Annotated in this window: 11 protein-coding genes; 2 read left to right on the top strand and 9 right to left on the bottom strand. The window is 41.4% G+C overall.

Going from position 1 to position 11,964, the window contains the following annotated elements; genetic code table 11:
- Positions 1-87 precede the first annotated feature (87 nt).
- The 3 genes from L1D51_RS17755 to L1D51_RS17745 form a co-directional block, all read right to left on the bottom strand.
- Entirely contained in the window at positions 88-1,683 is a 1,596-nt protein-coding gene (locus tag L1D51_RS17755; RefSeq protein ID WP_054562399.1) for an AbgT family transporter, read from the bottom strand.
- 77 nt (positions 1,684-1,760) lie between these two features.
- Positions 1,761-2,060 carry a hypothetical protein gene (locus L1D51_RS17750; RefSeq protein ID WP_055021085.1) on the bottom strand — a complete coding sequence of 100 codons (300 nt, stop codon included), beginning with the start codon at positions 2,058-2,060 and terminating at the stop codon, positions 1,761-1,763.
- A gap of 7 nt (positions 2,061-2,067) precedes the next feature.
- Positions 2,068-2,328, bottom strand: a complete 261-nt coding sequence (locus L1D51_RS17745; protein ID WP_054554528.1) for a DUF3081 domain-containing protein — start codon at positions 2,326-2,328, stop codon at positions 2,068-2,070.
- Positions 2,329-2,529: 201 nt separating this feature from the next.
- Between L1D51_RS17745 and L1D51_RS17740 the strand changes: the two genes are divergently transcribed.
- Positions 2,530-3,396, top strand: a complete 867-nt coding sequence (locus tag L1D51_RS17740; RefSeq protein WP_082422954.1) for a TlpA family protein disulfide reductase — start codon at positions 2,530-2,532, stop codon at positions 3,394-3,396.
- 79 nt (positions 3,397-3,475) lie between these two features.
- On the top strand, positions 3,476-4,756 hold the full coding sequence (locus tag L1D51_RS17735) for a flavohemoglobin expression-modulating QEGLA motif protein (protein ID WP_054562396.1): 1,281 nt from the start codon (positions 3,476-3,478) through the stop codon (positions 4,754-4,756).
- Positions 4,757-4,846: 90 nt separating this feature from the next.
- Here the strand turns inward: L1D51_RS17735 and L1D51_RS17730 are convergent, their stop codons facing one another.
- The 6 genes from L1D51_RS17730 to L1D51_RS17705 form a co-directional block, all read right to left on the bottom strand.
- Entirely contained in the window at positions 4,847-6,064 is a 1,218-nt protein-coding gene (locus tag L1D51_RS17730; RefSeq protein ID WP_239964398.1) for a type III PLP-dependent enzyme, read from the bottom strand.
- Between the two features lie 260 nt (positions 6,065-6,324).
- Positions 6,325-7,155, bottom strand: a complete 831-nt coding sequence (locus L1D51_RS17725) for a hypothetical protein (protein WP_239964397.1) — start codon at positions 7,153-7,155, stop codon at positions 6,325-6,327.
- 56 nt (positions 7,156-7,211) lie between these two features.
- A complete protein-coding gene (locus L1D51_RS17720; protein ID WP_055021080.1) occupies positions 7,212-8,015 on the bottom strand; it encodes a DUF1338 domain-containing protein in 804 nt (267 codons plus the stop codon).
- A gap of 40 nt (positions 8,016-8,055) precedes the next feature.
- Entirely contained in the window at positions 8,056-9,528 is a 1,473-nt protein-coding gene (gene astD, locus L1D51_RS17715) for a succinylglutamate-semialdehyde dehydrogenase (protein ID WP_239964396.1), read from the bottom strand.
- A gap of 18 nt (positions 9,529-9,546) precedes the next feature.
- Complete coding sequence (astA, locus tag L1D51_RS17710) at positions 9,547-10,581, bottom strand: arginine N-succinyltransferase (protein WP_175080165.1); 1,035 nt, start codon at positions 10,579-10,581, stop codon at positions 9,547-9,549.
- Between the two features lie 45 nt (positions 10,582-10,626).
- A complete protein-coding gene (locus tag L1D51_RS17705) occupies positions 10,627-11,832 on the bottom strand; it encodes an aspartate aminotransferase family protein (protein WP_239964395.1) in 1,206 nt (401 codons plus the stop codon).
- Between the last annotated feature and the right edge of the window lie 132 nt (positions 11,833-11,964).

Here is an 11,964-nt window from a genome sequence, read left to right as displayed (position 1 = left end):
CTTAATAATAGTCATAAAGTTAGCTTTCAACAATCTCAGGTACAAAAAAGCCAAGCTAATGCTTGGCTTTTTACCTCTCTAAGAAGATTAAGGCTGATAATAAATTGGTGATTCAGGGCCAACTGGGAAGCCCAGAACAAATACCCATAAATAGAATAACGCAACCCAACCAACAAAGAAGATCATGCTGTAAGGAAGCATGGTCGCAACCAATGTACCAATACCCATGTCTTTCTTATACTTAGTGGCAACAGCCAGTATCAAGCCAAAGTAACTCATCATTGGGGTGATAAGGTTAGTAACCGAGTCACCAATTCGATACGCCGCTTGAATGGTTTCTGGTGCGTAGCCTATTAGCATTAACATTGGCACAAAGATTGGTGCTGTGACAGCCCATTGTGCAGATGAAGAGCCTAAGCTTAAGTTTACTAATGCACACATTAAAATGAATAGCACGAATACTTCAGGGCCTGTTAGGTTTAATGCTTGCAAAAGAGCTGCACCGTTAATGGCTAAAATCGTACCTAGGTTGGTCCATTTAAAAAAGGCAACGAACTGTGCTGCAAAGAAAACTAGCACAATGTACATCCCCATCGAGCTCATGCTTTTACTCATGGCATCGATGACATCTTTATCGTTTTTCATGGTGCCAACAACTCGGCCGTAAACAAAGCCTGGAATACCGAAAGTTACAAAGATAAATACCACAATGCCTTTTAAAAATGGCGAGTGTGCAACAAGGCCTGTTTCTGGGTTACGCAAAATGCCATCTTCAGGAACAATTGTCCAAGCAAGTAATAATGAAACCACTAACAGAGAAACGCCCGCCCATTTTAGACCTGACTTTTCTTTATCGGTTAGCCCTGCAATGTCGTTCTTTGGCAAATCATTGCTTGCTTCATCTGGGTTGTACTTGCCAAGACGAGGTTCAACGATTTTCTCTGTAACTAACGTACCTAGAGTAGCGATTAGAAATACTGAAATCATCATGAAATACCAGTTTGCTTCAGCGCCAACTTGGTAGTTCGGATCAATCATTTGTGCTGCAGGTGTAGTGATACCTGCAAGTAGCGGGTCAATGGTGCCGAGTAATAAGTTGGCACTGTAACCACCTGAAACGCCGGCAAATGCCGCAGCAAGACCGGCAAGAGGGTGACGACCAAGACTGTGGAATATCATGGCTGCTAATGGGATTAGTACGACGTAGCCAAGTTCTGATGCCGTATTTGATAAAATCGCAGCAAACACCACCATAAAAGTAACTAAACGCTTTGATGCGCCCATTACCATGCCGCGCATAGCAGCAGAGAGTAAACCTGAGTGCTCTGCAACACTCACACCTAATAAAGCAACCAGTACCGTACCAAGTGGTGCAAAGCTAGTGAAGTTTGTAACAAGGCCAGTAACGATGCGCTGAAGGCCTTCGGCGCTAAGTAGGCTGACAACTTCAATAACACCATCAGGATCGCGACCAGCAGCACCTTCTGGGCGTGGGTCGATAGCACTTAAACCATACCAATCGGCAATGCCACTAAAAACTATAATGGCAACGCAGAACATTGCAAATAAAGTGATAGGGTGGGGTAGCATATTACCCAAAAATTCAACGGTGGCTAAAAATCGGTTAAACAACCCATTATTGCCACCCTCATGAGTGTTGTGAGAGTTTATAGTTTTTGACATGTCCAGTTCTCATTATTTCAAAATGGCGCTAACCTAGCATTTTTTACCGAACAGATCATGTTTTAGCGGTGGGATATCTAATAGGTACGTTCCAATACGCCCTTATATAGCAAGGGGTAGCGGCGCAAACGTTTGCCAATGTAATCATCGGCTAAAATTTGCGCACAGATTTGCTCTACATCGTTACTTGCTTCAAATACCCAATCAAAGCGCTCAATAGCAAGCAAAAAGCCACGCTTGAGGAACTGTTGTTCGCGATAGTAGCTAAGGTTTTCGCGAATAATATCTAACTTACCTGGGTTAGATTTTAGTTCATTAATAACTTGGTTGATAAATGCCTGCTGTTGCTTTGACTCAGCTTTCACCCGTCGTTTCATTGCTTCTTTACAGTTCCTGTTCTGCGATATAAAGCACTTTCTTTAAAAAGTCTTCTTTGTTCTTTTCATGTTGATAGTCAAGGTGATAGGTATTATGAAAGCCAAAGCGCAGTAACACACCACTGCCTTTTAGATATACCGTATAACCATCGATATCCGAAAAAGCGCAAATACCCTCATAAAGCTTTCCATCTTCATGATCTTCACCGTGTTGAATGATTTTTTCATACACAGATAGAATTAATTTACCGTCTAGCTCATTTTTCATGATGACTCCTTTTTGAAGTAATACGTTTCAGATCTATAAAAAGTTTAGTGCTATTTTATGCAGGTATTAAACGTGCTGTGTGTTTTTAAAACCTTACTTTGCGATAAATCACTAAAATCATATTTAGATAGCAGATGTCGAAAATTTACAATATTTTCTCTTACCTTAAACTTAAGATAGATTTTATTTGAGGGACACACAATGAAATATAAGTTTATACCCCTGATACTACTAACAAGCTTGTTGCTTGTAAGCAAAAGCATATCAGCAAATACAGCTCCCCTGATGTTAGAAAATGAAGCGGGGAAAATAGTTAAACTTGACAGTTACTTAGGCAAGAAGCCCGTTTACTTAAAGTTTTGGGCGACTTGGTGCAAGCCATGTATGGAGCAAATGCCACATTTTCAGCATGCATATGAGCAATATGGCGATAAAATTCAATTTGTGGCTATTAATATTGACCTTAATGATGACGCAGACGCTGTTGCTAAGGTTAAAGAGCGTTTTTCACTCACTATGCCACTATTTACTGATCACACAGCCCAAGTTGCTAAACATTATGAATTTATGGGCACCCCGTTTCATGTGTTGATTGATAGTGATAAAAAGGTGATTTTTCAAGGCCACGAAGCAGATAAACCGCTTGATAACACATTACGTTTGTTATCACACAATGGCAAAGTTGATAAAGCGCGTTTACTAGGCGAAAAGCAAGGCCAAGCGACTCCTTTGGTAATTCCGAACAAAGGTAAAAAAGCCGTGCTGTTCACCGCTACGTGGTGTGACTGGTACTTAGCCGACACGCGCCCTGCAATGGCAAAACAGTGTGTACTAGCGCAGCAACATGTTAATAAGCTGGCAGAGCAAGGAATTGATGTCGAGGTTAAAGTGAGTCAGCTGTGGACTGATCAAAGTGCAGTGCAAGAATATGTTGATAAATTCGCTGCAACTATGCCGGTTTCTATCGATTATGGTAATGATTTATTTATCGAAAATGGCATTAATTCAGTACCCAGTTTACTTCTCTACAACGATGGAAAAATAGTTTCTAAGCATGCTAAATTTTAGCTCAAAACCGCTTAATTTTGCTTTGTAATTATGCAAATTTAGCCTATGCTCAAGGCTCATTTTACAGTGAGCCTAGAGCATGATAGATAAGGCATTATTAGCAAAAACACGCGAGTTATCTGACCGATTAATCGCATTGCAAACACCCATTCGTATCCTTGATGCGATCAACTGGGATAAACAAATCAAAGAAGAGTTTTTTAAGCATAAATGCCAAAAGAACCCATCGGTTGATCAAGCCTATTACCAACAGCGTGATCTTGGTTTTGTACCAAGCGAGTTGCGCCGCGCGTTTTCTGATTTAAATCGCGATATCATCAGCCAGTTAGGGCAGCTAAACCCAATTGCCCAATACATGAGCAAGATGTGCACTGAATATAAAACAGTACTCAGTATGATTGAGTATCGTGGTACTCCTGAATTTCATGATTTGTCTGTTGAGCTGTTCGGTCATCCAAAAGATTTATTCCATGCTGGGGAGCCTTCACTTTCTGAGCTTGCAACCATGCTTGAGCAGCCGCTAAAAAATATGCTTGATGCGGATATTTTACCGGATGATCCAAAAAACATAGATGCACAAGATGCGGTGAAAATTCTAGCATCACAAGTGGCTCAAACGATGCCGGGTATCGATGTTGAGGTTATTCTGAGTGACGGTATTGTGAGTGATGCTGCAGCAGGTGCAAATAATATTAAACTTAATCAAGATGTTAAATTCTCTCAAAGAGAGCTAGATATTCTTGAAGTACATGAAGGCTGGATCCATGTCGGAACCACGCAAAATGGTCTTGCTCAGCCATATTTAACTTGTTTAAGTAAAGGCACACCGAGCTCTACAGTGACCCAAGAAGGCCTTGCGGTATTGACCGAAATTATTACCTTAAAGTCGACGCCACGACGTTTAGCAAAATTAGTGAACCGTATTCAAGGTATTACTAAGGTTATTGATGGCGCGGAGTTTGTTGATATTTATCGTGATTATGTAGCGCAAGGTTTGAGTAAAGACGACAGTTATACACTTACTCAGCGGGTGTTTCGAGGCAGCACAGCAACAGGCTTACCTTTTACCAAAGATATCGCTTATATCAAAGGTTTCGTGTTGGTGTATAACCTTATACGAGTTGCCATTCAGTTAGGTCGAATTGATCAATTGCACTTGTTATTGGTCGGTAAAATCTCAATTGATGATTTTAGACTGATATCGCAATTACATGATTTAGGTGTGATTGAAGACCCTAAATTTATTCCACCACACTTTAAAGACTTACGAGGCCTAGCAACCTGGCTAAGCTTTGGCCGTTTTATTGGTAACTTGTCGTTTGAACAATTAGAAAACGATTACAAACCACTCTTTCTTTAAACAAAGAAATAAAAAAATGCAGCTGGAATGAGCAGCTGCATTTTAAGAGTTAAAGCATGTTGCCTTACATGCTTTTAGTCGAGGAAACGATTAACCGGTGAGTGCGTCAACATGAACTACATCATTCAGTACGATAACTTCTGCACGTTTGAAGAAGTTAAAATCTGTTGCGGTTGCTAATGTGTAAGCACCCATCATACGGCTGATGATTAAATCACCATTGTTTAATTTTGGTAGCATGATTGACTCACTTACTACGTCGATGCTATCGCAAGTCGGGCCTGCTAACACTGACTCAACACGTTCGTTTGATTGTTTGAACGAGTCGATAGGGTACGAGGCTTCATCAAACAATAAACCACTGAATGAGCCGTAAATTCCATCATCTAAATAGTACCAAGGCTTGCCATCACGTACTGCTTGACCCATTACTGATGCAACACTGGTTACAGCACTGGCTACAATAAAGCGACCAGGTTCAGCAATTACGCGAACTGTCTCTGGTAACTGTGCTAAGGCATCATTGATTGGCGCACAAAATTCCTCAATTGGCAGCACGTCTTTGTTGTAAGGCACAGGGAAACCACCGCCAATATCAAGCGTACTAAGCGCAGGTAATCCTAATGCGGCTACGTCGTTAATCACTTGATTACATGCAGCAATGGCAGTGACATATTTAGCTGGGCTTGCTGTTTGCGAGCCAACATGGAACGACAACCCTTTGATACGAATACCTAATTGTTGCGCATAGCTAATGATTTCAACGGCCATTGCTGGGCTACAACCAAATTTTTTCGATAAATCAGCGAATGCTTCCGCATTACGAAAACTTAAGCGAACAAGTAACTCAACCTGGTTTTTGTATGCAATGAACTTTTCTAATTCGTTGATGTTATCAACCACAAACACATTACAACCGTATTCAAGTGCATCACGAATATCACGATCACGTTTGATTGGGTGCGTGTGAATAGTACGATCACTTGGTACGCCTTGGCTGGCGACTAGGTCAACTTCACCGCTGGTTGCTAAATCAAAGCTGGCACCTTCTTCAAAAAGCGTACGAACAACCGCAGGATGAGGAAGTGGCTTTAATGCAAAGTGTAAAACAACACCTGGTAACGCACGGCTTAATGCACGGTATTGATGACGAACTGATTCACAATCAAGCACCATTAATGGCGCGCCATGTTGTGCAACGAGGTGTTCAATAAATTGGTTTGATGGTTGTGCTACTGGTTCGTTTGCAGCAACCGATGCTGCAGGTACTTTGATTGTTAAGTCTTGTGTAAGTGTTGAAATAGCCATTTTACTCTCCGGCAATTAAGCAACTGCTCGGAAAAAAATGGAAGTCCGAGTCAGTTGAGTGTTATTAAGCACACAGTATGTTCTGTGCAATCAAATACACCCTTGGATAGTTGCTCTATCGCCTTGCTACAAACAGGGTTTGTAATGTACTCGGATTGGCTATCATCAAGAAGCAGCGAGATAATAGATCTGCTTTTTTATTTGCGCAAGTATTTTTTAAATATTTTTTGAATTAATTTTGTACAGTAATTAATAGTCACTTAGTTACTGTTTTCAAAGCGTATTCCATAACTTTTTGAATAAATATCAAGCATGGCATTTGCGTCATCAGGGTGATTACTTTGGCTGTGTAATTGCTGAATATAGGCAGCCATTTCTGCACTTTTCATATATTCATCGATAAGTGCAATGGCACGATAACCCGCCGCGGTTTTACTGCAGGTAAAAAAGCCATTAATAAATTCAGGGTATTCAGCAATACGCCTTGACGTGAGTTGGCTTAGTTCATGAGCAGGTATGTGCGCTTCAAGTGCTTGTTTGTAAGCAACAATGTAATCAATACGCTTATTGAGTAATAGTCGACTTAATTGTAAAAATGCATTTTCGCCATAAATAGCCGCAACGTTGTATTGTTTATTAGCAAAAACATCATCGAGTTCACGGTAGCTGGTGGAGCCAATAATGCCAAAACTACCTTTGTTTTTGAGAAGCTTAGTGACAGAAATAGGCGCAGAACCTGACTTTAAGGTGCTCTTAAGTGCATAGACTTGACGCTGCATATGCATATAGGTGGGTATTTTAGAAAATACCATGGACTCTGCCCGTTCAGGGGTTTTGATTGCGTTAAAGGTGCAACTGGCTTCATCACTAGATAAGCGCTTCATTAAGCGCGCATGATTGGTAAAGTCGACGTTTATATCGAATTCATCAGCAAGGGCTGGATTGATAACCGCAGCAAGGTGGAGGTTAATACTGAGTTTATCTGCTTCGCTGGCAAAATATGCATGAGACAAAATTGTAAGCTTGGGTTTTTCTGTTGCCTTTGCTGTGTTTAGGGTAAATAGAATTACGATAAACGCAATTAGTCTCATACATATCCTTGTATACCAACTCGCTTATTTGTACTTAGCGAATTGGTATGTGCTAATTATCGAGCATTGGTGCTCTCAAAAATTTTGTCAGCTGATGCTGCCACAAAACCTGTGTATAGCTCACCATCTGGTTTTGCATAACGCAGAGCGAACTCATAAAAACAACTCGGTACTGCAACAACACCATCGCTAAATTCAACTTCGCTGTCATCAGCAAGAGTCGAAGATTGCTCCAGTAATACTTCTGGTGAACCTTTGATCTCGCCGCCAGATGTATTTAGCGCAAAACCTGCATCTTTAAGTGCTTGGTTTACACTTTCGATATCATCGAATTTAGCCAATTCATTGATGCTCACAGTAAAGTGATTAGCACGGTAACCCCATGCTGACATCCATGCAGCGTATTCGCTTTCTGCTAGCAGCTTTTTGTAAGTGTCTGAACTTACTTGCCAGTGTGTACCTGAATATAGGAAATTATCCGCTGTTACAGCGTCTTCGTCAATCTGTTCAACCATGTCGTTAACGATAGCTTGTAATTCTTCTGAGCATTGCTCGACAAGTAATTCAGAAATGAAAACTTTAGGTTGCTTAGGATCTGAATGTTCGAAGTGCTTTGCGTATAGTTTTTTCGCTTCGAAATGGTACTCGCCGCATTCTTTGTAGCCAACAGCTAAAAAGTGCGCAGCTAGTTTTTCTAAACCGATTTTTTCATGGTTAAAAGTACGCAGTGCGATGTGATCGTTAATCACGTCATCTTTTTGTGTTGAGCCAAGTAACTCATGTACTTTTACCGCCGATGGCGTAACTGATAAATAGTTGTCCCATAAGTTTTCAAATAGGGCGTTTACATCTGTGTGCATGTTTAATTCCTTCAATTAAGGCGGCGAGGCCGCCAAACAATTATTCAATAATTAAGCCCGGCGCAAGGGTCTGTGGTAAGTTAACTTTTTCGGCTTCAACAGAAGCAACAGGGTATGCACAGTAGTCAGCAGCGTAATAGGCACTTGCTCTGTGGTTACCACTGGCACCAATACCACCAAATGGTGCAGCGCTTGATGCGCCAGTAATTGGTCGGTTCCAGTTAACGATACCGGCACGAATACGTTTTAAGAAATGCTGGTAGTCATTGCTATCATCACTTAATAAACCAGCAGATAAACCAAATGAGGTGTTATTTGCTTCATTAATCGCGCTATCGAAATCTGTGTAGCGATAAACCTTGATAAGAGGACCAAAGTGCTCTTCATCAGGCATATCTTTAACAGCCGTTACATCAATAATACCAGGGCTTACAAAACCAGTACCCGGTTCAAGATGCTTAAGTTCGACAAGAGAGGTTGCTCCCATTTCAAGTAACTGCTGCTGAGCTGCAACCATACCTAAAGCCGCTTTTTCGCTGATCATTGCACCCATGAACGGTTGATCTTCGCTGAAGCTGTCGGCTACTTTGATATTTTTTGTTGCAGCAATTAATTTTTCTAAAATTGCATCGCCATTTGCCGAGTTCTCAATGAATAAGCGACGAGAACAGGTACAACGTTGGCCAGAAGTAATAAAACCAGACTGGATAATGTCGTGAACAGCCGCACTTACATCTGCGACATTTTTTACGATCAGTGGGTTATTACCACCCATTTCCAGCGCTAAAATCTTACCTGGGTGACCTGCAAATTGCTTATGTAATAGGTGACCTGTATTTGAGCTACCCGTAAAGAATAAGCCATCAATATCTTGGTGAGATGCAAGAGCAATACCTGTGTCTACTTCACCTTGAACAAGGTTGATGACACCAGCTGGTAAGCCTGCTTTTAGCCAAAGCTTTAAGGTGAACTCAGCAACATGAGGCGTAAGTTCTGATGGCTTAAATACAACTGTATTACCCGCTAAAATAGCTGGCACAATATGGCCATTTGGTAAGTGACCAGGGAAGTTATAAGGACCAAACACCGCAACAACACCATGTGGCTTATGACGAATAAACGCTTTAGCGCCAGGCATTGGGTTTTCTGTGGTCCCAGTACGTTCGTTATAGGCTCTAATTGAAATGGCGATTTTACCCGTCATTGCACCTACTTCAGTACGTGTTTCCCAAAGCGGTTTACCTGTTTCACGGGCGATGATCGTTGCAAACTCTTCGCTGTGCTCTTTAAGCTCTGCAGCAAAGTTTTCAAGAATAACGATACGCTCTTCAAGAGTCATATCAGCCCAGCCCAGCTGCGCACTACGAGCTGCTTTTATTGCATCAGCGACTTGTTCAGCCGTGGCTGTTTTACCTTGCCAAACAACCTCGCCATTACTTGGGTTGATTGAACTAAAATCATGACCAAGGCCAGCTTGCCATTGATTATCGATAAGTTGAGTTGTGACACTCATTTTAAACTCCTTAAGTGGTTACAAACGGAAGAACCGTGCTGCATCCCCTTGTTTTAATTTAAGTGCATCTGCCACTTCTTGGCTGATGATTAAGGTGTGCTTGGCGTGGTTATAATGAGCATGTTTGGTAAATGTGGCTCTAAAGTCATTCACACCATGGTTGCAGATAGCTAATGTATCTGAGCTTTGCTCATTGATATGCGCAAGCTCACCAATCGTGATAGGGCACACTTGTGACTCACGAACACTACGAATATTGCCAAGCTTTGCTTCAACAGTTGGCCCTGCATCGAATAGGTCAACATAACCACGGTGCTCAAACCCTTCTTTTTCTAGAAGTTTGAGCGCAGGCTTGGTTTTTTCATGAACCTTACCAATCACAGCTTGTGCTTTTTTGCTCAGTAAGTTGGCATAGATAGGGTACTTAGGCATTAACTCGCTGATAAAAACTTTATCGCCTAAACCCACTAAGTGATCAGCTTGCGGGAACTCAATGCTAAAAAAGTGTTCTTGTAACCACTGCCAAAAAGGTGAATGACCGTCTTCATCACTTACACCGCGCATTTCTGCAATAATGGTGTCAGCAAAACGTTCGCTGTGCTGGGCCATAAATAAAAAGCGAGAACGTGATAAAAAGCGACCCGTTAAGCCTTTGCGGTTTTGCTCACGTAAGAACAAGGTACAAATTTCAGAGCAACCCGTATAGTCATTACACATACTCAGAATATCAACCGTGTTATATACGTTGAGAGTAGGTGAATGGTGAACAGTTTTACCTTGGTGGTAATGATACAAAGGAACCGACATTCCTACAGCAGCTTCGATAGCCGTTGTGCCGATAACGTCACCCGTTTCACTGTCTTCTAATACAAATAAATAGGTTTCGTCTTGTGGTTTATTAATATCTTTTGCAAAACTGCGTTCAGCGCGTTCAATTTTTTCTTGTAGTAAATTGTCGTCAACCGGTAAAGAGGTAAAGCCATGACCAGATTCAATAGCAATTTGTTTTAACGCAGCAAAATCATTTGCTGTTATAGGACGTAATACTTGCATTAAGTGCACTCCAATGGCGCATGCTAAAGCATGCGCCAACTAGGATTAACCGTTTACAACGTCTGCAACCGCTTTTTCAAAGCGAGCTAAACCTTCTTTGATATCCTCTAATGGAATCACTAAAGATGGCGTAAAGCGCACAACTTTTGTACCAGCAACAAGGCTCATTAAACCGTGTTTAGTGCTTGCTACTAGGAAATCCCGTGCACGGCCTTCAAATTTGCTGTTAAGAACTGCACCTAATAATAGACCTTTACCACGTACTTCACTAAATACGTCGTATTTTTCGTTGATTGCTGCAAAGCCATCGCGTAAAAGCTGTTCACGCTCTTTAACACCTGCAAGTACTTCTTCACTATTCACAGTATCAAATGCCGCTTCTGCTACAGCACATGCAAGTGGGTTACCGCCGTAAGTAGAACCATGTGTGCCTACTTTTAAATGCTCTGCAATGCTAGCTGTTGTGATCATCGCACCAATTGGGAAACCACCACCTAACGCTTTTGCTGTAGTAAGAATATCTGGCGTTACATCTAAACCTTGGTATGCGTATAAATCACCTGTACGGCCAACACCTGTTTGTACTTCATCAAAAATAAGCAAAGCATTGTGTTTATCACATAATGCGCGAACACCTTTGATAAAATCGCTCGTTGGCGAAATGATACCGCCTTCACCTTGTAGTGGTTCCATCATTACGGCACATGTGTTGTCACTGATAAGCGCTTCAAAAGCAGCTAAATCGTTATAATCACAGTGATCAACAGCAGCAGGCTTAGGGCCGAAACCATCTGAGTAAGCAGCTTGACCACCTACGGTAACAGTGAAGAATGTACGACCGTGGAAACCTTTGTTAAACGCGATGATTTGGTTCTTTTGCTCGCCGTGTACATCTAATGCCCAACGACGCGCTAATTTTAATGCCGCTTCGTTAGCTTCTGCACCTGAGTTTGCAAAATATACTTTATCTGCAAATGTAGCGTCAGTTAACTTTTTAGCTAAGCGAAGTGCAGGCTCGTTTGTCATTACGTTTGATAAGTGCCAAATTTTTTCGCCTTGCTCTTTTAGGGCATTGACAAGAGCTGGGTGACAATGCCCTAAACAATTAACGGCAATACCACCTGCAAAATCGATAAATTCTTTACCGTTTTGATCCCAAACACGTGAGCCTTCACCGCGAACAGGAATCACCTCTGATGGGTTGTAGTTTGGTACCATTACGTCGTTAAAAAGTTCTCTTGTTACTTGCATTTGTTGCACCTAAATCTGGCTTAGTATGAAAAAAGTTAAATTGCAAAAAATAGGTCAGTTAAGCCGTTCCTGCCTAATTAAGCACGATGAGATTATTTTTCTTATCTATTTTTCTTATTATCTGGGTTAGGG

The organism is Pseudoalteromonas shioyasakiensis, from assembly GCF_022398475.1.
Lineage (GTDB): Bacteria > Pseudomonadota > Gammaproteobacteria > Enterobacterales > Alteromonadaceae > Pseudoalteromonas.
This window is presented reverse-complemented; position numbering and strand designations above follow the sequence as displayed.

Excerpts from the sequence above, each read along its gene's own strand:
- L1D51_RS17735 (WP_054562396.1), top strand. The coding sequence starts at position 3,476 with ATGATAGATAAGGCATTATTAGCAAAAACACGCGAGTTATCTGACCGA.
- L1D51_RS17705 (WP_239964395.1), bottom strand. The coding sequence starts at position 11,832 with ATGCAAGTAACAAGAGAACTTTTTAACGACGTAATGGTACCAAACTAC.
- L1D51_RS17750 (WP_055021085.1), bottom strand. The coding sequence starts at position 2,060 with ATGAAACGACGGGTGAAAGCTGAGTCAAAGCAACAGCAGGCATTTATC.
- L1D51_RS17745 (WP_054554528.1), bottom strand. The coding sequence starts at position 2,328 with ATGAAAAATGAGCTAGACGGTAAATTAATTCTATCTGTGTATGAAAAA.
- L1D51_RS17720 (WP_055021080.1), bottom strand. The coding sequence starts at position 8,015 with ATGCACACAGATGTAAACGCCCTATTTGAAAACTTATGGGACAACTAT.
- L1D51_RS17725 (WP_239964397.1), bottom strand. The coding sequence starts at position 7,155 with ATGAGACTAATTGCGTTTATCGTAATTCTATTTACCCTAAACACAGCA.
- astD (WP_239964396.1), bottom strand. The coding sequence starts at position 9,528 with ATGAGTGTCACAACTCAACTTATCGATAATCAATGGCAAGCTGGCCTT.
- L1D51_RS17740 (WP_082422954.1), top strand. The coding sequence starts at position 2,530 with ATGAAATATAAGTTTATACCCCTGATACTACTAACAAGCTTGTTGCTT.
- L1D51_RS17755 (WP_054562399.1), bottom strand. The coding sequence starts at position 1,683 with ATGTCAAAAACTATAAACTCTCACAACACTCATGAGGGTGGCAATAAT.
- astA (WP_175080165.1), bottom strand. The coding sequence starts at position 10,581 with ATGCAAGTATTACGTCCTATAACAGCAAATGATTTTGCTGCGTTAAAA.
- L1D51_RS17730 (WP_239964398.1), bottom strand. The coding sequence starts at position 6,064 with ATGGCTATTTCAACACTTACACAAGACTTAACAATCAAAGTACCTGCA.